Source organism: Propionibacterium freudenreichii subsp. freudenreichii, from assembly GCF_000940845.1.
GTDB lineage: Bacteria > Actinomycetota > Actinomycetes > Propionibacteriales > Propionibacteriaceae > Propionibacterium > Propionibacterium freudenreichii.
Genome location: NZ_CP010341.1, coordinates 2,411,762 through 2,431,416, shown reverse-complemented (window position 1 = coordinate 2,431,416; position 19,655 = coordinate 2,411,762). Strand labels below are relative to the sequence as shown.

Here is a 19,655-nt window from a genome sequence, read left to right as displayed (position 1 = left end):
CCTCGACCCCTACCCGGCCACCGACACGCTCAACCCGCTACACCCTCGTTCGTGAAGAGCCGCGAAACGCACCAAGACCACGCTCGTGTCGTTCCTCACCGCCCCGAAGCAGAGGCGCTCATCGCTGCCCCGGACACCCGGACCTGGCTCGGTCGCCGCGACCGGCTCCTGCTGCACCTGGGCATCCAAACCGGACTCCGCGTCAGCGAACTCATCAACCTGCGCGTCGGTGACCTTCAGCTCGGACCACACAGCCAACTCGAATGCGTCGGGAAGGGCCGCAAGCAACGCGTGATCCCGTTGCAGAAGAACACCGTCAGGCTCCTCACGGCCTGGCTCGCCGAGCTCCCACCAGCGCGAGAGGGGCCGCTGTTCCCGACCAACAGCGGGACACCCCTGACCAGGGCTGCCGTTGGGAAGCTCGTTACCCGGCACGCCGCGACCGCGGCCGAGAGGTGTCCTTCATTGACAGGGAAGAACGTCACGCCGCACACGCTGCGGCACACCTGCGCGATGAGCCTCCTGCACGCCGGCATCGACACCGCCAGCATCGCGCTCTGGCTCGGGCACGCGAGCATCCAGACCACGCAGATCTACTTGCATGCCGACCTGGAACTCAAGCAGCGAACCCTCGAACGCGTTCCCGCGCTCGACGAGCGGCCACCAGCCCGATACAAGGCATCCGACGCTCTCATCGCGTTCCTCAAGAACCGGTGACACCGCGATGGTTATGTTGACCGGCTCAACCATTCACCCCTGCCCCGCCTGCGCGCTCACCGAGCCGGTCAACATAACCCCGAGGTCGACATACCATCGCCAGATCGCTCCTCGAAGCCGGCGGATTCAGACCGCTCCTACACTCTCATTCGCGATGAGCCGCCAAAGCGTCTCGACTGCTCCGAGCCTGGACAAGATGCGTCCTGTCACCGGGTCATTGGGTTCGATGAGCATGGACAGCACCATCCTCGCGGTGCGCTCGTCATTCGCGACCTCACTCAAGCTGGTCATCATCGGTTCCTCTCGGCGCTCGTTACCGACGAGGTGCGCCGAGAGCTACCGACGGATCAGCAAATCGGAACCGCAGCTACGAGTCATCGCTCGCCTCGTCCACGATGAGTCCAGCCTCGACCAGTGCAGCCCGCACGGCCTTACGGTCCACGCCCATCCGGCGACCGATGGCCCGCATCGAGACGCCCGCTCGGGTGAGCCGCACGGCCTCCGCCTTCTCGTCGATCCCCAGCCTTGGTCGGCGGCTCGGCACCTTGCGGCGACGCAGATGGGAGAACACGGTGGCGCGGTGAATGCCGTACCTCTCAGCGAGCGCCTTGACGCTCATCCCGGCCAGGTAGTCGCCGACGAGGGCGTCCACCTCGGAGTCGGTCAGAAAAGTTTGAGCCGTCTCGACAGTGCTCGCAACAGGGCCACGATCATCCTTCGGAGCGGTATCCTGGGGACGTCGAGAGACCTCGTAGACCCCACGGTCTAGGCGGTTGACCAGGGTTTTTGTCTTGGGGGCGGAGTTGCCGAACGTACTACTCAGGCACCCCGTATGTCATGAGTCGCGTCATCGTTTACTAACGGTGGCGCGATTCGTGTTTTGGGGTGCGGGTGAAGCGTCCTGGGTTCTGTTCCGAGTCTCAGCAAGGAGAATCGGAGTATGCCCAAGAAGTTCAGTCCCGAGCTGCGTGACCGCGCCGTGCGGATGGTCTACGAGCGCCAGGCGCGCGAGGGAGGCCCGCGCGCAGAGTCGATACGTGCCATCGCCCCGCAGCTCGGTGTCGGCCTGGTGAATCGCCCCGGGTCTGGTGGAGGCTCTGAATCCACGGGAGGATGAGGAGCATGGCAGCACCGAGGAAGTACCCCGACGAACTTCGGGAGAGAGCCACGAGGATGGCAGTTCAGTCACGGCGCGATCCATCGACGAGGTCGGGAACGTTTCGCCGTGTGGGCGAGCAGCTCGGGATCAATCCTGAGACTCTGAGGAACTGGGTCGTGCAGGCCGAGGTTGACGAGGGGCACCGTCCCGGGACCACGACCAGCGAGTCCCAGCGCCTGGTCGAGCTGGAGAAGGAAGTGCGTGAGCTGCGCAGGGCGAACTCGATGGCGGATTCAAGCGATGGGCGCAAGGAACTCTGCGAGCTTCTCTGATGGTGTCAGATAGCCCAGCGTCTTGCGGGGGCGTCCGTTGAGGCTGTCCTGGATCGCGTCCAACTCCTCGCGGCTGACGACGCTCAGGTCGGTGCCTTTGGGTAGGTACTGGCGCAGCAGGCCGTTGGTGTTCTCGTTGCTCCCCCGCTGCCAGGGCGAGTGGGGATCGCAGAAGTAGATCGGGATTCCTGTGGCGATGGAGAACGCGGCGTGCTTGGACATCTCCGCGCCTTGGTCCCAGGTGATCGTTCGGATCAACGAGGACGGCAGCTTGCTGATTGCGGCGCGCATCGCGGCCTCGACCTGCTCGGCGCTCTTGCCGTCGGGCAGGTGCAGCAGCAGTGTCATTCGCGTCGAGCGCTCAACGAGCGTGCCGATGGCGCTGCGGCTGCCCTCGCCGAGGATGAGATCACCTTCCCAGTGGCCTGGCACGGCGCGGTCGTCGGCTTCTGCGGGGCGCTCGCTGAGCATGATCATGCCGGGGATGCGGCCGCGACCGTCCGTGGTTCGGCGGGGCTTGCGGGCCGATCTTCCGGACCGCAGGCACCGCGCCAGCTCACGGCGCAGTTCGCCTCGGCCCTGCACGAACAGCGACTGGTAGATCGTCTCGTGGCTCACGCGCATCTCCGGGTCGTCGGCGTGATCCAACCGTAGGCGCGCCGCGATCTCCTCAGGTGACCACAGTTGCTCCAGCCGGCTGGCAACCTCCTCGAGCAGCCGGCCCGACGCAAGCTTGAACGGCTTCGGTCGGCGCGCCTGCTCGCGGGCACGTTCATGACCACGCCACGCCGAGTAGCCGCAGCGACCCCCACCGCGCTTCACCTCACGGCTGACGGTCGACACCGCACGCCCCAGCTGCTCGGCGATCGCGGTGAAGGTATCGCCGCGATTGATGCCCAGCAGGATCTGCTCGCGCTCGTCGATCGTCAGACAGCCCTGACGTGGCTCCCACCCGAACGGCCTGGCGTCAAGGTGCCTGCCGGTGCGGGCCATGATGCCGACCATCGGCGCGCTGCAGCCGATCTCCTTCGCGATGTCGACCAGCCGCCAGCCCTTCCCGTGCAGCCTGAGCGCGAGCTGCTTCTGCTCCCGGCTGAGATGACCGTGCCTGCCCTGCATCCGGATCCTCCTGTGATCAGTGACTGCCTCATCTCACAGGACTCGTTGCACTGACCGCTTGAATCCGCCGGGCTGCTCCGATCCGGTCGAGGCCATCGCTGTGGCCGGAGAATGCCTCGGACGGTCCCGCGGGTGATTACCTGGGATGCCCCTGACAGAGGGTCTTGGGGACGAAGCTGTCGGGGTCCACTGCAGGCAACTGCGGGGATCACGCTCGGCAGAGCCGAGCAGGCTCCCGGTTGGTGGTGACAGGCACGCCGACGTCCCTGCTTCCCGGCGAGATCCGCTCCTGAATCCGTTCCAGCGGTGAGTGTCGGGGGAGCGCAGAGGGCCACGGCCCTCAGCACTTACTCGGGCGTGGGCCAGCACCCGGTCCGGGCCCGGGCCTTTGGCGGTCAAGTCGTGGGACGGCTGGCGTCGAGCTTGGCCGTGGCCGCCTCGAAGTACTCGGCCTCCACAAGAATCTCGTAGGAGGACGCCTCCAGGCCCTGGACGCTACTGAAGTCCCGGCGCCCGCCGGTGGCCGCGTGGCCCAGCAACCCGAAGATCAGCCCCCACACCGCGCCCAGGAGTACCGCCCACAGGATTACCGACAGCCACCCCACGACCGTGAAAAGACCCAACAGCAAGCCAATGAGCAATCCCAGCCAGGCTCCGGAGGCGGCCCCGTACAGGGCGGCCTTGCCGTAGGTCATCCGCCCGGTGACCTGCTCAACCAGGCGCAGATCGGTGCCGACCAAGCGCACGTGCTCAACCGGGAACCCGGCGTCGGAGAGTCGGTCGACAAGGCGCTGAGCCTCGTCATAGGAGGGCACTGTGCGCAGGACCTGGTAATGAGCCGAAGCAGTGGGTGGAAGAGGGGAGGGATGGGACATGCTTATCGTTTCCTGTTCGTGGTGACGATCCGACCCGGACGGTGGCCTGCACCCGGGGTTGCCGGGCACCTGGGTCGGGAGTGGACGGAAAGTTAGGAAGAGAAATTGCGGAACAGTCCGGGCACATCAGCAGCCCTGGCCTCCCTTCCTCCCCCTCGGTATCGGCCGTTCAGCCGCGGTGCCTGCGATCTTCGTGGACTTCTGCCACTGGCTCCGACTCGGCATCGGAGCCCGAAATCACCAGCACCCCGTCGGTGCAGGTGGCGGTAGAAAGACCCGAACGCATCAAGGTCCTTGCGCATCAGCTCGGCCACGGCCGTGGCTCCTCTCCGGGTCCTCAGCCCCATCCCCGAGCCCGTCGGTCCGTGGTGGACCAGCGACGGGCCCGCTCTCAGGGCCTTACAAAATGTCGCGGACCTTACCAGGATAAGCATATTTATCTCTGCAGTAAACGCCCGGCCCGTCTTCGGCGCCTCGTGCCACACATGCCTTCCCGCTCGGGTTGCGGCGGGCTATAATTCGCCTTTCACGTGCCCGGCTTGCCGTCTTCGGAGCTGGGCCTTGACACCCCTGCACCGGGTACCCCCGCATCAGTACCGCACCTGCCGCTGGGCAGTCGATGCATCACCTGTCCGAACGGAATCGACCGGCCCCACGCTGATCACTGCTCCCACACCGCCGAAGCACTTCAACCGATCCGTCACTGCAGCATCATCGAGAAGTCGTCCTCGACACCGGCAGGTCCCGGGCCCGCTGGCTGTGATGTCTTCGCGCTGGCGGCGTCGGCGGGGAGAGGATTTCAGTGAGCAGCACCGCTCTTTCCGGGATCGAGGCGACCACCGAATCCGGCCCGCGGTGCTGCACGAAACCTTGGGGGCTCCATCGAGCCAGTGGCAATCCGACCGTGGTTGCCTCACCATGGAGCGGTGACTGCTGAGCGTTGCCGATCCACCGCCGATCCTGCCGAACCCCTTTCCGATGCCGAGCTGCTCATCGGCCTGGTGGTCTCACCATCCCTGAATGCGGTGCTCGGCCCCGAGGTCACCACCTCGGTGCGCAAGATTTTGGTGCAGCGGTATCCGGGAGTGCGCTGGCAACTGAAGATGGCCGAAGACCGGCTGGTCGATCCACCCACCGAGACCTTGGACCTGCGGGAGGCGGCCCGAAACCGCGTGCTGGAGGAGAACTGGGATTTGGCCGTGGTGCTCACCGAGATCCCCCTGAAGACCGGCCGACGTCCGGTGCTCACCCAGCTCAGCCCCGTGCACGGGGTAGGACTGGTCTCCGTCCCAACCCTGGGACCCGTGCACGTGCGGCAGAAGGTGCAAGAGACCACCGTGCACGTGGTCGGGCAGCTCCTGGGCTACGACGCCGAAGACCCCAACGCCCAGCGGGATCTTGCTCGAAGAGCCCACCAGCTGTCCACCGACCTCGACGAACGCCCGGACGACAACGTCGTGCAGTTCACGGCCCGAGTGCTGAGCGGCAACGTGCGGTTGCTGCTGGGCATGATCCGCGCCAACCAGCCTTGGGCCTTCGTGGCCCGGCTCTCCCGGGCGCTGGTCGTGGCAGCGGCCACCGACATACTGACATTGGTGGCCGCGGACCTATGGGGGCTCATCACAATCCACGGTGTAGTGGGGGTGTGATGGTGGCTGGTGTGTCGGTCACCGGGTAGGGGTCGAGGTCTTCCGAGGATGGGGGTTCTCACACCAACCCATCGGGAAGACCTCGACGTGCCTGACGCTACCTTCGCGACCCCTGACCTGACCACCTTCTGCCGGCTCGACGAGCTGGGCCTGGTTGCGGTTGGTCAACGACTCGAGCCTGGACGGGCGGTGATCGCTTGTCAGGTTGTCGAGCCGGACGACTGGTGCCACCGCTGCGGCCAGCATGGTGTGTTGCGGGACACGGTGGTGCGTCGGCTCGCTCACGAACCGCTCGGGTGGCGGCCGACCCTGCTGGAGGTGCTCGTCCGCCGGTACCGGTGCGCCGACTGCGCTCATGTGTGGCGCCAGGACACGAGCCGGGCCGCGGAGGCCAAGACCCGACTGTCGCGCCGCGGGCTGCGGTGGGCGTTGGAAGGGATCGTGGTGCGCCACCTCACCGTGGCCCGGATCGCCGAAGGCTTGGACATCAGCTGGAACACAGCGAACGACGCGGTGCTCGCCGAGGGTAAGCGGGTGCTGATCAACAACCCGCACCGGTTCGACAAGGTGACCACGATCGGCGTGGATGAGCACGTGTGGCGGCACACCCGTCGCGGCGAGAAGTACGTGACCGTGATCATCGACCTGACGCCGGCAAGGACGAACAGTGGACCGGTCAGGTTGCTGGACATGGTCGAGGGCCGCTCCAAGAGCGTGTTCAAGCAGTGGTTGTCTGAGCGTGACCAGGCGTGGCGCGACCGGGTGGAGGTCGTCGCGATGGACGGCTTCACCGGATTCAAGACCGCCACCACCGAGGAGTTGCCTGATGCGGTCGCGGTGATGGACCCCTTCCATGTCGTGAGGCTCGCCGGCGACGCCCTCGACCGGTGCCGCCGTCGAATCCAACAGGATCTGCACGGCCACCGCGGCCGTGCCGGCGACCCGCTCTACTCGGCCCGGCGAACCCTGCACACCGGAGCATCGCTGCTCACCGACAAACAGAAGACCCGGCTTGACGCCCTGTTCGCTGACGAGGCGCACACCGAACTTGAGGTCACCTGGGCGGCCTACCAACGCATGGTCACCGCCTACCGCGACCCCGACCCTGCTCGCGGCCGAGACCTCATGAACAAGCTCATCGCCAGCCTCGCCAGCGGCGTCCCAGCAGCGCTGGTCGAACTCCGCACACTGGGCCGCACGCTGAAGCAGCGGGCGGTCGACGTGCTGGCCTACTTCGACCGGCCCGGCACCAGCAACGGTCCCACAGAGGCGATCAATGGCCGCCTCGAGCACCTCCGCGGATCAGCCCTCGGCTTCCGCAACCTCACCCACTATGTCGCCAGATCCCTCCTCGAAACCGGCGGGTTCAGACCTCAGCTACACCGTGGATTATGATGAGCCCAGCTCGGCGATCATTCCTGGAAGCGCGGAGGGGACCCTTGCGGCCGTGAGGATTCTGCAAGCATTGCCCCTTCCACCGTATGGATTTCGTGAGGATCGCGCCACTCCTGCGCGTGCCGCGATTTGATCGATGATTGCGCCTGCCCAGAGTGCAGTGCGCCATCAGGTCGGTCGGGCGGAGCGCATCCAGGGTGAGTGGCGCTGCCGCTGTCAACAAGGGAGTCAGATGCTCGTGTCCACACACAGCGATCACCGGAGTCTGCCTTTATGGCGACAGAGACCATCCAAGGCACCGTATTCCCCCGCTCGAGGGCTCGTGCTCGCTGCGCTGGGTGTCGTGTTCGGCGACATCGGCACCTCACCCCTCTACTCCATGCAGACCGTCTTCGCGATCGATCACCACACCGCCGTACCCAGCCGCGACAACGTCATCGGCATCATCTCGCTGGTCATCTGGTCCATCCTGCTCATCGTCTGCATCAAGTACGTCACCCTCGTGATGCGTGCCGACAACGGGGGCGAGGGCGGCATCTTGGCCCTCATGGCTCTGCTGCAACGCCACATCCCCTCACGCTGCCGACTCGCCGCTGTGACGATGGGAATCGGAATGGTGGGGGCGGCGCTGTTCTACGGGGACTCAATGATCACGCCCGCGATTTCGGTGATGAGCGCCCTCGAGGGTGCCGCCGTCATCGATCCCGGTCTGACTCGGATGGTGCTGCCCGCCGCGGTGGTTATCCTCACCGCCCTGTTCGTCATCCAGCAGAGGGGTACCGCGGTGATTGGACGGGCGTTCGGACCCATCATGCTGGTCTGGTTCATCAGCATCGCCGCGCTGGGGGCACCGTGGATTCTTCGCTGTCCTCAGATCCTGATGGCGCTGTCACCCCAGTGGGCCCTGCTGTTCGTCCTTGAGCGCCCGTGGACGGCTTTCGTCGCCATGGGGGCGGTCGTGCTGACCGTCACGGGAGCGGAGGCGCTCTACGCCGACATGGGCCACTTCGGCAGCCGCCGGGTCCGCATCGCCTGGTTCTCGGTGGTGCTGCCTGCTCTCATGCTGAACTACCTCGGGCAGGGCGCCATGATCATTCTTCATCCCGCCTGGATCGACAACCCCTTCTTCCGAACTGCGCCGCAGTGGGCACAGGTCCCGCTGGTGGTGATCGCCACTCTGGCCACCATCATTGCCTCCCAGGCTGTGATATCCGGCACGTTCTCGGTCTCCCATCAAGCCTCCAGGCTTGGCCTGCTGCCTCGCTTCTCGATTCGCCACACTTCTCGGGAGGAGGGCGGCCAGATCTACATTCCCGAGGTCAACTGGATGCTCTACCTCGGTGTTCTGCTGCTCATCGGCGCTTTCCGCACGTCGGCACGGTTATCCACCGCCTACGGACTCGCCGTGACCGGAACCCTGCTGCTCACCACGGCCCTCTTCCTGATCCTGGTCCGCCTCGTCTGGGACTGGTCGTGGTGGCGAGTTCTGCCGATAGCAGTGGTCATCGGTGGCCTGGAGCTGTCTCTCCTCGCGGCCAATCTGCTCAAGATCACCTCGGGGGGCTGGATTCCGTTGGTGATCGCCGGTGCGATCATCGTCATCATGACGGCGTGGCGCAAGGGCACCGCGTTCGTCGTCTCCAGTCGTGCCTCCGCCGAGGGGCCGCTGGATGACTTCCTGGCTCGTATCAAGGACGATCGACCGACTCGGGTTCCCGGTTTGGCGATCTACCCGCATCCGGGCCGGGTCACCACACCACTCGCGCTGCGCAACAATATCCAGTTCAACCATGTGCTCCATGAGCACAACGTCATCATCTCGATGGTTGATGAGAACATCTCCCACATCCCTCATCGGGATCGGATCAGGGTCACCGACCTCGGGGACCCCGACGACGGCATCGCATACGTCGAGTGCCATGTCGGTTTCGCCGACTCCCAGAACATTCCGTCCGCCCTGGCGCTGGTCATGGACCAGCTCCCCGACCCCCGGATGCACATGCAGGAAGCTGTCTACTTCCTGTCAGTGGCCAACATACGTCGCGCCGACGACACCGACCCATTGGCATCCAGATGCCCGATGGCCACCTGGCGGCGGCTCGTCTACCTCACGCTGTCGAGGAACCAGGCCGACCGCACCACGGCCTTCCGGATTCCGCGAACCCGATCGGTCGTTCTCGGCGATGTGATCACAGTCTGAGGACGAGATAGTTTGTGGTGACCCGGTCTGTGAGGTCGCCCGGGTTCCTCAGATGCCTAGATGTACCCGGCCATGAGGTTGGTGGCAGTGCGGGTCTTCTGAATGGGGAGGACCTCCCTCTGATTTCTCGCGTGGGGACGCGGCGTGGAGCTGCGTTCAGCCCTTCGTGATTTGGATGCGGCGTGGCTGGGTGGCCTCGGTCTTGGCCACCTCCACCCGCAGGACACCGTCGCGTAGCGTGGCGTTGACCTGGTCTGGGTCGACGTCGGCCGGCAGCGTCACGCGGTACTCGAACTGCCCGACTTGGCGTGTGCTCCGGCGTAGGATGCCGGTCCGCTCCCGTTCTTTGACCTCGCCGTGGATGCTCAGCTCGTTGCCGCGCAGCTCGAGGTCAACGTCGTCCTCCTTCACACCGGGCAGGTCAGCCTCCAGAACGTAGGAGCCCTCTGTCTCCTCCAGCTCTACCGGCGGGGCCCAGAGCGAGGCGACCCGGTTGGGGAAGTCGCCCAGCGCGGACTGGACGAGCTGGTTCATCCGGGTGGTGAGGTCGTGCAGTTCGCTGAAAGGATCCCGATGGGTGATCTCCGTGTTGCCGCCACGAACAGGCAGTGCCATCACCATCACCTTCCTCTCGTCTCAAGATCACATATCAAGATCACATAGTTGAGCGAACCACGCTCAGGTTTTATTCCCGCACCTGGACCCTCTGTGGCTTCTTTTCTGATGGGGGCTACCTGTACTTCCCCGTGACGTTGTGAACGCGGGCTGAGGGAGTCTGGCCGCCGATCCCGGTGTGGGGTCTGTGGTGATTGTAGTGATGGAGCCAGGTCTCGTAGGCTGCGGCGCGCTCGGCTTCGCTGGCGTAGGGCTTCGCGTAGGCCCACTCGACGGCGAGGGTTCGGTTGAACCGCTCGACCTTGCCGTTGGTCTGCGGCCGGTATGGCCGGGTCCACTTGTGCTTCACCTCGTCGCCGAGCGCGTCAGCGAAGGCGCCTGACCGGTAGCAGGAACCGTTGTCGGTCATCACCGCGGTGACTGTGACGCCCAGGCCTGCGAAGAACGCGTTCGCGCGGGTCCAGAACCCCGCTGCGGTCTCTTTGCGCTCGTCGTCAAGGATCTCTGAGTACGCGATCCGGGAGTGGTCGTCCACGGCGTGGTGCAGATACCGGTAGCCGCGAGAGCCGGCTGCCCCGGCACGGGCTGCCTTGTCGCGGGCCACTCCCGCGTGACGGTCCTGCATGGATCCGCGACCGTGGGCACGCCACCCGCCGCCGTCGGGGATCCGGCCTTGTTTCTTGATATCTACGTGCACGAGCTCGCCCGGCGCGGCGACCTCGTACCGTGTCGGCTTCGGGCGGCGAACCGGCAGCCCGGTGGCCTGGTCGATGTTGATCAGCTTCGGCATCTTGTATCGGGCGAGCACCCGACCGACCGTGGAACGGTGCAACCGCAGGTGATACGCGATCCGGTGCGGACCCCACCGGCGAGTGAACCGCAACGCGACGATCCGATGCTCCGTCTTACGCGAAAGCCGGTTCGGTGACGAGGTGGGCCTCGAACTACGGTCGATCAACGGCAGCCCTGCCCGGTACCTGTCGGCCCACCGCTTCACCGTCGCGGGCGAGCACTGGAACCGTTCCGCCGCCCGCCGCAACGACCAGCCCTGTTCCACGACGAGAACAGCAAGACGACGACGCCCTTCCGGTGTCAAGGGTGCGTTAGCGTGAGTCACGAAGACCTCCGTGGTCAGGAGAGTGAGTGTGGTAACCCACATCCTGCCCGGAGGTCTTCGCTACCTCACCCGTTCACAACCTCCCGGGGAAGTACAGCTACCCCAGGCGGGAGCGCCTGCAGCGAGGTGAGCCGTTGAGTCGCGCAGGGAGCCGGGCGTCCCAGTGGCAGCCGACCAGGAGACGGGAGGTGTCCCGCCGCGGACGCCGGCGTCCCGCTCGCGCCGGCGTCCGCGATCCCTCTACTGCCTCTGCCCCGATCCCTCGCCGGTGGCTTGCTGCTCGCCGGAGGAGGACCCCTGTTCGATCGCTGCCGTGCGGTCGGAGGCCGTGACCTGGATCTTGCGCGGCTTGGACTCCTCAGCCACCGGAATCGTCAACGTCAGCACCCCGTCGGCATAGCCGGCCTCGATGCGGTCCGTCGCCAACCCCCGACCCAAGGTGAGTTGACGGGCGAAAATCCCCGCAGGCCGCTCCCGCACCAGCCACTGCGCCTCCGCTTCCTCCGGGCGCCGCTCGGCGCGCACCGTCAACGTGCGGTCATCGACATCGATATCGATCGAGTCCGGGTCCACGCCCGGCAGGTCGATCTTGGCGACAAAGGCATCATCACCCGAGCGGTACAGATCCATCGGAATCGCCGCTGCAGACGGGGCCTGACGCATGGCCGTGCCCAGCAAACGCTCAATCTCACGGAACGGATCCAGAGCAGTCATCTTCACCATCACCTCTCAGTGACCGGTGGCCCGGCCCTCCGGGCCTCGTCTTTCCCATGATACCACCACAGCCCACACGACGCGACCGCAACAGATTCCAGCCCGCGTCGGTGGCCATGGCGGCCTCCAGGACCTCCAGGGACATCCCTGGAGGCGTCCCATCGACCTGCACCCGAGCGCTCGCGCGGCATACCTGAGCACAGAGTGCAGACGACTTCGAACTTCCGTGCAGCCGACTTCGGAAACTGACATGACCCGCGTAAGTTGGCGGTCGAAGGGTGGTCAAAACCCCCACCGAAACCGAAACGGGTGATAGACCGTTTTCGACCTGGCCGGGTAAACTGGGATGAGATGGAAGGAGGCGGGCCATGGCTGAGGTGACAGCGGCTCGTGTGCGGTTCCGCGATGTCAAGCCCTATGACGCGCCCGCTTCGCTCGACGAGCTGCGCGGACCCTATGACGGGCCCATCGACCTGCCACACTCTGTGCGTTGGCAGGCCGATCGGTTCGACGTGGACGTGTCGAACCTGGGTTGGCGTCGCATGGCTTACCAGGCGTTGCTCGCCGAGGGGACTGCCGATCAGCAGCGCCGCTTGATGAACCGAGATCGGCTCATCGAGGCGTGGCCGATTCTGAACATGGATCCGCGCGTGCGCGGCCTGTGGGAGAAGAGGTTCCCCCGGCTTCGGGTCGTCGTGTGAGCAGAGATCAGGAGGAGCAGCGGCGCATCACGCGCCTGGCCTTGGAGGCCGTCGGCGACGATGCCGGCTTCGCCCTGGCCGGCTCGGGCGCGATCCGTGAGCACGGGCTGATCGACCGGCCCACCGAGGACGTGGACCTGTTCACCGTCCAGCAGGCCCAGGCACGGTTCGGCACGTCGCTCGACCGGATCATTGCGGCGCTGCGTGCGGCCGGCTACACCGTGGAGAGCCGCCGGCGGCAGGACACGTTCGCCCAGCTCACCATCGTCAGCGCGCAAGGGCGCAGCACTGACATGGACCTGGGCGTGGACTGGCGGGCTCACCCGCCCGTGCGGCTGGAGGTCGGGCCCGTCTTGTCCATTGAGGACGCGGTGGGCAACAAGGTCGGGGCCCTGTTCTCGCGGGCCGAGACCCGCGACTACCTCGATGTGGACGCGATCCGGCGTTCCGGCCGGTACAGCGACGAGGAACTGCTGGACTTGGTCCGGGGAGTCGATGCTGGCTTCGACCTGGGATGGTTCGCCCAGAACCTTGACAACGTGGAGCGTATCCAGCCCGAAGAGGTGCGCGTCTACGGTCTGACGGCTGGTCAGCTCGACGATGTGAAGATGCGCACCAAGGCGTGGGCATCGAGCATTCACGCCCGCGTCCGGCGTGAGAACACCCGGGCTGGCCTGCACGAACGTATCGAGAGCGAGATGGAACGGCGTCGCGCGAAGCGCGATGACGATGACGACCCGCACCGAGGAGAGCCGAGAGGACGGGGGAGCCGATGACGATCGTCGGGTACGCACGCGTGTCCACGCGCGAACAGACTCCGGCCGCCCAGGAGGCGGAGCTGCGCGCGGCCGGGGCCGAGCGCGTGTTCGTGGACCACGGCGAGTCCAGCCGTGCGGCCGACCGGCCGCAGTGGTTGGCGTGCCGCGACTATCTGCGTCCGGGCGACACGCTGGTGTTCCGGGCGCTGGACCGGCTGGCCGGAAGCGAGGTCATGGCCATCGAGATCGTCCATGACCTGATCGGGCAGGGCGTGAGCATCAAGAGCTTGACGGAGCCGGCGCTGAGCATCGACACGTCGAGCCCGATGGGCCAGGCCATTGTGGGGATTATGGCCGTGTTCGCTCAGTTGCGCGTGGACACGATCCGGGAGAACACCCGGCGCGGCCTGGCCTATGCGCGGGCCCAGGGGAGGGTCGGCGGCCGCCCCACCGTCATGGGGTCGGAGCGAATCGACGCCGCCTTGCGCATGAAGGCGCAGGGCCAGAGCAACGCGCACATCGCCACCGTGCTCGGCGTGAGCACGTCATCGGTACGCCGAGCCCTTGCCCGAGCCCAGAGCACCCCTTCGTCCTGATAGTTGCCAGCAGGTGCGTGGAGGGTGGCAGTCAAGGGTGCCGCCGCAGGCGGCATCGCGCAGCGACGCGCAGCGCCCTTGAGGGGCTCTTCACAGATGAGGGTGTAGCTGTGGTGCGACCTGGGGCGGCGCGTCGGTGTCGGGGTGAGGGTCGAGGTCTTCCGATGATGGGAGTTCTCACACAACCCGTCCGGAAGACCTCGACGTGCCTGACGCTACCTTCACGCGCCCTGACCTGACTACCTTCACCCGCCTCGACGGCCTCGGTCTGGAGGTCACCGGCCAGCTGCTCGAGCCTGACCGGTCCGTGCTGGCGTGCCGGGTCGTGGAGCCGGACGACTGGTGCAGGCGGTGCGGCTGCCAGGGCGTGCCCCGTGACACGGTGAGCAGGGAGTTGGCGCACGAGCCGTTCGGGTGGCGCCCTACCACGCTGGTGCTCACCGTGCGCCGCTACCGCTGCAAGGAGTGCTCGCACGTGTGGCGTCAGGACACCACCGCTGCGGCGCCGCCGCGGGCCAAGATCTCCCGCGCCGGCCTGCGGTGGGGTCTGGTCGGGATCGTCGTCGGCCACCTGTCGATGGCCCGAGTTGCCGAAGGACTGGGCGTGGCGTGCTGGGGCTGTGTCAGGTGCTGGGCCGGGTGTAGGCAGCGGCGCGCACCACATCGTCGTCCTCCAGTCCAGCTCCTAGTGCTCCGCCCACGGTGGCCAGGCTGGCGGTGAGCCAGCTGATCTTCGCGTAGTCCAAAGCGTTCACTGGGTTCCCGGCGATACCGGCCAGTACCTGCTCGTCGATGAGCAGCAGCGCGCCGACCCAGGACAGGATGAATAAGACGAGGTAGAACACCACAACCCCGATGGCCACGGTCGCGGTGGTGGCCAAATTGAACAGGATGACCTGCTCACGTTGGGCTCGCCGCCGTGGGCGCTCCCACAAGTCGGCTCCCAGGATCAGGGTGGCACTCACCGCCCCGATCGCCATCACCGCCAGCAGGACCAGGCGCACCGGCCCGTAGGCCATGGCCAGTACCCATAGGGGCTCATCATAATCCACGGTGTAGCTGAGGTCTGAACCCGCCGGTTTCGAGGAGGGATCTGGCGACATAGTGGGTGAGGTTGCGGAAGCCGAGGGCTGATCCGCGGAGGTGCTCGAGGCGGCCATTGATCGCCTCTGTGGGACCGTTGCTGGTGCCGGGCCGGTCGAAGTAGGCCAGCACGTCGACCGCCCGCTGCTTCAGCGTGCGGCCCAGTGTGCGGAGTTCGACCAGCGCTGCTGGGACGCCGCTGGCGAGGCTGGCGATGAGCTTGTTCATGAGGTCTCGGCCGCGAGCAGGGTCGGGGTCGCGGTAGGCGGTGACCATGCGTTGGTAGGCCGCCCAGGTGACCTCAAGTTCGGTGTGCGCCTCGTCAGCGAACAGGGCGTCAAGCCGGGTCTTCTGTTTGTCGGTGAGCAGCGATGCTCCGGTGTGCAGGGTTCGCCGGGCCGAGTAGAGCGGGTCGCCGGCACGGCCGCGGTGGCCGTGCAGATCCTGTTGGATTCGACGGCGGCACCGGTCGAGGGCGTCGCCGGCGAGCCTCACGACATGGAAGGGGTCCATCACCGCGACCGCATCAGGCAACTCCTCGGTGGTGGCGGTCTTGAATCCGGTGAAGCCGTCCATCGCGACGACCTCCACCCGGTCGCGCCACGCCTGGTCACGCTCAGACAACCACTGCTTGAACACGCTCTTGGAGCGGCCCTCGACCATGTCCAGCAACCTGACCGGTCCACTGTTCGTCCTTGCCGGCGTCAGGTCGATGATCACGGTCACGTACTTCTCGCCGCGACGGGTGTGCCGCCACACGTGCTCATCCACGCCGATCGTGGTCACCTTGTCGAACCGGTGCGGGTTGTTGATCAGCACCCGCTTACCCTCGGCGAGCACCGCGTCGTTCGCTGTGTTCCAGCTGATGTCCAAGCCTTCGGCGATCCGGGCCACGGTGAGGTGGCGCACCACGATCCCTTCCAACGCCCACCGCAGCCCGCGGCGCGACAGTCGGGTCTTGGCCTCCGCGGCCCGGCTCGTGTCCTGGCGCCACACATGAGCGCAGTCGGCGCACCGGTACCGGCGGACGAGCACCTCCAGCAGGGTCGGCCGCCACCCGAGCGGTTCGTGAGCGAGCCGACGCACCACCGTGTCCCGCAACACACCATGCTGGCCGCAGCGGTGGCACCAGTCGTCCGGCTCGACAACCTGACAAGCGATCACCGCCCGTCCAGGCTCGAGTCGTTGACCAACCGCAACCAGGCCCAGCTCGTCGAGCCGGCAGAAGGTGGTCAGGTCAGGGGTCGCGAAGGTAGCGTCAGGCACGTCGAGGTCTTCCCGATGGGTTGGTGTGAGAACCCCCATCCTCGGAAGACCTCGACCCCTACCCGGTGACCGACACACCAGCCACCATCACACCCCCACTACACCGTGGATTGTGATGAGCCAGGATCAGATCGTCCTCGCAGAGTGCGTGTCAGGTCGACGATCCCCACCAGCCACAAGCCAACAAGCACCAGGTCAATCGTCATGACAGGCAGCTCCACAGACCTTCGAACTGAAGATTCCTTCCGATGGTCTGAGCCAGCATCGTGCCAATCAGCTCAGCGTCTCGCTCCTTCCTGTCGTCGAAGTGGTGACGAGCCAAGATCCGTTTGACGATGTCCGGGTCGATGGAAAACAAGCCAGAGAGATCCTCGGGCTGATGCCCCAGAAGGAGGTGGCCAAGCTCATGACCAATGATCCCGACCCGACGGCGACCAGATACGCCGGATGGTAGCTGGATGACATCACATGATCCGGACTGCACCAGAAGACCGGAAGGGCCCTGCTGTCCTAGGTATGAGACCTCTTGGAGACAGATGGGTCGCCCTGTGGCAGCGCTCGTCGCTTTGATGGCCTCGTCCACTGACCTGACATCACGAAGAACCGTCGAAAACACGTGTCGAACGTTCATCGGACTCTCCCCCCGCTTGTCGATGATCACAAGCTGGTGAGTCACTCTACGACGTCATCGTCGGTCGTCTGAGTCACGGCGCAGAGCCCTGATGGCTTCCATCACCAGGTCGGGGTTCAGACCCTCACCGCGGGCTGCGATGCCCTCGATCTTCACTCCGGACTCGCGGAGCTGTTGCAGCGCCAGGAACTGCTTCTGAATCTGATGGGCGCGGAGATCGTTGAAGAAGTAGTCAACGTCGACCCCGAAAACCTGTGCTAGAGCGCCCACGAGACGGGCTGACGGGTTCGTCCGGCGGCCCGTTCTGAGATGGGCGATATTGGAGTAAGTGGCTTCCACTCCCCTGGCCAAACACTCCTCTGCGATGAGTTCGTTGGTCCACTTTTCACCAGACGGCGGGGGCACCATAGCCACGAGGAAGTTGAGACGGGACCGGAACGAGGTTGCCCAGCTGTCTTCCTCCAAACCGCCGTGTTCGCTCACGTGACCTCACACCACCTTGCGGACCGACCCGGCGCCGGAATGACCGCAGGTGCAGTACCGCGCAGCGGGTCAGTGGGTGCAGATGAGCAGTCGGAGGGAGTGGGGTTCGAGCGTGATGACGTCGCGGGGTCCGTATCGCGGCGCTGAAGCCGGGATGGCCCCGGCTGCGACGGTGATGCCGGTCGTGTGGTCGGCGGTGTCGAGGTAGTCCGTCCAGGTGGTGCCGTACTCGATCCCGGGCACGGTGAACGACAACGGCGCGGGTGTGGGGTTGACCATGAGGAGAAAGGAATCGTCGCGCACGGGCCGACCGCGGCGGTCTGGTTCGGGGATGCCCTCGCCGTTGAGGAAGACGGTCAGAGCGCGGGCGTGCCCGGCGGTCCACTCATGGTCGCTCATCAGCTCACCGGCAGGCGTGAGCCAGGCGATGTCTTCAAGGTTGGTGCCGCGCACGGGGCGGCCTTCAAAGAACCGGCGCCGGCGAAACACCGGGTGCTCGCGGCGCAGGCGAATGAGCCGGCCGGTGAACTCGGTCAGCTCGCTGAACTGCGCGGCGCGACCCCAGTCGACCCAGGACAGCTCGTTGTCCTGGCAGTAGGCGTTGTTGTTGCCGTCCTGGGTACGGCCCAGCTCGTCACCGGCCAATAGCATCGGCACCCCTTGGGACAGCAACAGCGTGGCGAGCAGGTTGCGCTTCTGCCGCTCGCGCAACGCCAGGACGGCCGCGTCATCGGTGGGGCCTTCGACCCCGCAGTTCCACGAGCGGTTGTCATTGGTCCCGTCGGCGTTGTTCTCCCCGTTGGCCTCGTTGTGCTTGGTGTTGTAGGAGACCAGGTCCTGGAGGGTGAAGCCGTCGTGGGCGGTGATGAAGTTGATCGAGGCGTACGGGCGCCGGCCGCTGGACTCATACAGGTCGGAGGAGCCGGTGAGCCGGGAGGCGAACTCCCCGATGGTCCCGGGAGTGCCGCGCCAGAAGTCGCGGACGGTGTCGCGGTAGCGGCCGTTCCACTCGGTCCACAGGGGCGGGAAGTTACCGACCTGGTAACCGCCGGCGCCGATGTCCCACGGTTCGGCGATGAGCTTGCGCTGGGAAACCACGGGGTCTTGCTGGACCAGGTCGAAGAACGCGGCGAGGCGGTCGACGTCGTGGAACTCCCGGGCCAAGGCGGCGGCCAGATCAAAGCGGAACCCGTCGACGTGCATCTCAATCGCCCAGTAGCGCAGCGAGTCCATGATCAGCTGCAGCGCGTGCGGATGACGCACGTTGAGGGTGTTGCCGGTGCCCGTGTAGTCCACGTAGTAAAACGGGTCGGCGGCGAGGCGGTAGTAGGCCGGGTTGTCGATGCCGCGGAAGGACAGGGTCGGGCCCAGGTGGTTGCCCTCGGCGGTGTGGTTGTAGACCACGTCAAGGATGACCTCGATGCCCGCCTCGTGCAGGGTACGGACCATCGCCTTGAACTCGGCCACCTGCTGCCCGCGTGTGCCCTGGGCGGCGTAGCGGTGGTGCGGGGCGAAGAACCCGATGGTGTTGTATCCCCAGTAGTTCGACAGCCCACGTTGGACGAGGTGGTGGTCGTTGACGAACTCGTGCACGGGCATCAGCTCCACCGCGGTGACACCCAGGCGTTGCAGGTGCTCCACCACGGCCGGGTGGGCCAGGCCGGCGTAGGTGCCGCGCAGCTCCGGTGGCAGCTCCGGATGGCCGATCGTTAGGCCACGCACGTGGGTCTCGTAGACGACCGACTCGTGATACGGGATGCGCAGCGGACGATCACCGCGCCAGTCGAAGTACGGGTTGACCACCACACACCGGGTCTGGTGGGCCGCAGAGTCGGCGTCGCTGCGCTCCCACGGCCGGCCGAAGCGGTAGCCGAACAGTGACTCGTCCCAGTCCACCGGCCCCTCGACCGCTTTGGCGTAGGGGTCCAGCAGCAGCTTCGCGGAGTTGGACCGCTGACCGCGGGCCGGGTCGTATGGGCCGTGGACCCGGTAGCCGTAGCGCTGCCCCGGGCCCACGCTCGGCAGGAAGGCATGCCAGATGAACCCGTCGACCTCGGCCAGCTCCACCCGCGTCTCGGCACCGGCGTCATCGAACAGGCACAGCTCCACCCGCTCGGCGAGTTCGGAGAACAGGGCGAAGTTCGTCCCCGTGCCGTCATAGGTCGCCCCCAACGGGTACGGTGTGCCCGGCCAGACTTCCACGAACACCTCCTGTCATTCTTCCTGCCCTGGTGGCAGACGGGGTGCCGCCGAAGCCCGGGGCACCACTATATACCGGCGGGCCCGGTGGCGTCATGTCGGTTGC

General features: G+C 66.1%; 19 protein-coding genes and 2 pseudogenes. 10 read left to right on the top strand and 11 right to left on the bottom strand.

Going from position 1 to position 19,655, the window contains the following annotated elements; translation table 11 throughout:
* The first annotated feature begins 51 nt into the window (after positions 1-51).
* Positions 52-717, top strand: a complete 666-nt coding sequence (locus RM25_RS12420) for a tyrosine-type recombinase/integrase (RefSeq protein ID WP_080774559.1) — start codon at positions 52-54, stop codon at positions 715-717.
* A 367-nt stretch (positions 718-1,084) separates the two neighbouring features.
* Here the strand turns inward: RM25_RS12420 and RM25_RS13325 are convergent, their stop codons facing one another.
* Positions 1,085-1,369, bottom strand: coding sequence for a hypothetical protein (locus tag RM25_RS13325; RefSeq protein WP_013162091.1), 285 nt, complete (start codon positions 1,367-1,369; stop codon positions 1,085-1,087).
* Positions 1,370-1,657: 288 nt separating this feature from the next.
* On the opposite strand from RM25_RS13325, the gene RM25_RS12805 reads away from it, so the two are divergent.
* Together RM25_RS12805 and RM25_RS12415 are read left to right on the top strand one after the other, a co-directional pair.
* Positions 1,658-1,834, top strand: a complete 177-nt coding sequence (locus RM25_RS12805; RefSeq protein ID WP_013162090.1) for a transposase — start codon at positions 1,658-1,660, stop codon at positions 1,832-1,834.
* A pseudogene (locus RM25_RS12415) lies at positions 1,831-2,103 on the top strand (transposase); the annotation flags it as partial. The gene RM25_RS12805 and the pseudogene RM25_RS12415, both read left to right, overlap by 4 nt.
* A gap of 6 nt (positions 2,104-2,109) precedes the next feature.
* Here the strand turns inward: RM25_RS12415 and RM25_RS10645 are convergent.
* A complete protein-coding gene (locus RM25_RS10645; RefSeq protein ID WP_036939329.1) occupies positions 2,110-3,267 on the bottom strand; it encodes an IS30-like element ISPfr16 family transposase in 1,158 nt (385 codons plus the stop codon).
* A 395-nt stretch (positions 3,268-3,662) separates the two neighbouring features.
* The gene (locus RM25_RS10640) at positions 3,663-4,082 is read right to left on the bottom strand and encodes a YflT domain-containing protein (RefSeq protein ID WP_230297855.1); all 420 of its coding nucleotides are present in this window, start codon (positions 4,080-4,082) and stop codon (positions 3,663-3,665) included.
* A 986-nt stretch (positions 4,083-5,068) separates the two neighbouring features.
* On the opposite strand from RM25_RS10640, the gene RM25_RS10635 reads away from it, so the two are divergent.
* The 3 genes from RM25_RS10635 to RM25_RS10625 all read left to right on the top strand — a co-directional run bounded on the left by RM25_RS10635 (position 5,069) and on the right by RM25_RS10625 (position 9,386).
* Positions 5,069-5,791, top strand: coding sequence for a hypothetical protein (locus RM25_RS10635; RefSeq protein WP_218915918.1), 723 nt, complete (start codon positions 5,069-5,071; stop codon positions 5,789-5,791).
* 87 nt (positions 5,792-5,878) lie between these two features.
* Positions 5,879-7,186, top strand: a complete 1,308-nt coding sequence (locus RM25_RS10630; protein WP_013162114.1) for an ISL3-like element ISPfr6 family transposase — start codon at positions 5,879-5,881, stop codon at positions 7,184-7,186.
* 379 nt (positions 7,187-7,565) lie between these two features.
* Complete coding sequence (locus tag RM25_RS10625; protein WP_421957929.1) at positions 7,566-9,386, top strand: potassium transporter Kup; 1,821 nt, start codon at positions 7,566-7,568, stop codon at positions 9,384-9,386.
* A 156-nt stretch (positions 9,387-9,542) separates the two neighbouring features.
* On the opposite strand, the gene RM25_RS10620 is transcribed toward RM25_RS10625, so the two are convergent.
* The 3 genes from RM25_RS10620 to RM25_RS10610 all read right to left on the bottom strand — a co-directional run bounded on the left by RM25_RS10620 (position 9,543) and on the right by RM25_RS10610 (position 11,832).
* Positions 9,543-10,001, bottom strand: coding sequence for an Hsp20/alpha crystallin family protein (locus RM25_RS10620; protein WP_027587601.1), 459 nt, complete (start codon positions 9,999-10,001; stop codon positions 9,543-9,545).
* Between the two features lie 115 nt (positions 10,002-10,116).
* Entirely contained in the window at positions 10,117-11,118 is a 1,002-nt protein-coding gene (locus RM25_RS10615; protein ID WP_044636895.1) for an IS481-like element ISPfr17 family transposase, read from the bottom strand.
* Positions 11,119-11,358: 240 nt separating this feature from the next.
* Positions 11,359-11,832, bottom strand: coding sequence for an Hsp20/alpha crystallin family protein (locus tag RM25_RS10610; protein WP_041704881.1), 474 nt, complete (start codon positions 11,830-11,832; stop codon positions 11,359-11,361).
* A gap of 368 nt (positions 11,833-12,200) precedes the next feature.
* Here RM25_RS10610 and RM25_RS10605 point away from each other — a divergent pair, with 368 nt between their 5' ends.
* The 4 genes and pseudogenes from RM25_RS10605 to RM25_RS12400 all read left to right on the top strand — a co-directional run.
* Positions 12,201-12,533 carry a hypothetical protein gene (locus tag RM25_RS10605; protein WP_013162109.1) on the top strand — a complete coding sequence of 111 codons (333 nt, stop codon included), beginning with the start codon at positions 12,201-12,203 and terminating at the stop codon, positions 12,531-12,533.
* Positions 12,530-13,309 carry a nucleotidyl transferase AbiEii/AbiGii toxin family protein gene (locus RM25_RS10600; protein ID WP_013162108.1) on the top strand — a complete coding sequence of 260 codons (780 nt, stop codon included), beginning with the start codon at positions 12,530-12,532 and terminating at the stop codon, positions 13,307-13,309. Before RM25_RS10605 ends, RM25_RS10600 begins: the two co-directional genes overlap by 4 nt.
* Positions 13,306-13,887: a recombinase family protein gene (locus tag RM25_RS10595; protein WP_027587600.1), complete on the top strand. Its 582-nt coding sequence runs from the start codon at positions 13,306-13,308 to the stop codon at positions 13,885-13,887. The genes RM25_RS10600 and RM25_RS10595 overlap by 4 nt, the downstream gene beginning before the upstream one ends.
* A gap of 205 nt (positions 13,888-14,092) precedes the next feature.
* Positions 14,093-14,497: pseudogene (locus tag RM25_RS12400) on the top strand (ISL3 family transposase); the annotation flags it as partial.
* A 13-nt stretch (positions 14,498-14,510) separates the two neighbouring features.
* On the opposite strand, the gene RM25_RS10590 reads toward RM25_RS12400, so the two are convergent.
* The 5 genes from RM25_RS10590 to glgX form a co-directional block, all read right to left on the bottom strand.
* Entirely contained in the window at positions 14,511-14,939 is a 429-nt protein-coding gene (locus RM25_RS10590; protein WP_197661759.1) for a hypothetical protein, read from the bottom strand.
* Complete coding sequence (locus RM25_RS10585; RefSeq protein WP_013162114.1) at positions 14,929-16,236, bottom strand: ISL3-like element ISPfr6 family transposase; 1,308 nt, start codon at positions 16,234-16,236, stop codon at positions 14,929-14,931. Before RM25_RS10585 ends, RM25_RS10590 begins: the two co-directional genes overlap by 11 nt.
* Before the next feature lie 202 nt (positions 16,237-16,438).
* Positions 16,439-16,897, bottom strand: coding sequence for a hypothetical protein (locus tag RM25_RS12800; protein WP_129931495.1), 459 nt, complete (start codon positions 16,895-16,897; stop codon positions 16,439-16,441).
* Between the two features lie 24 nt (positions 16,898-16,921).
* The gene (locus tag RM25_RS10575) at positions 16,922-17,350 is read right to left on the bottom strand and encodes a helix-turn-helix domain-containing protein (protein ID WP_013162098.1); all 429 of its coding nucleotides are present in this window, start codon (positions 17,348-17,350) and stop codon (positions 16,922-16,924) included.
* 69 nt (positions 17,351-17,419) lie between these two features.
* Positions 17,420-19,552 (bottom strand): glycogen debranching protein GlgX, encoded by a 2,133-nt coding sequence (gene glgX, locus RM25_RS10570; protein ID WP_044636893.1) that lies wholly within the window; start codon positions 19,550-19,552, stop codon positions 17,420-17,422.
* Between the last annotated feature and the right edge of the window lie 103 nt (positions 19,553-19,655).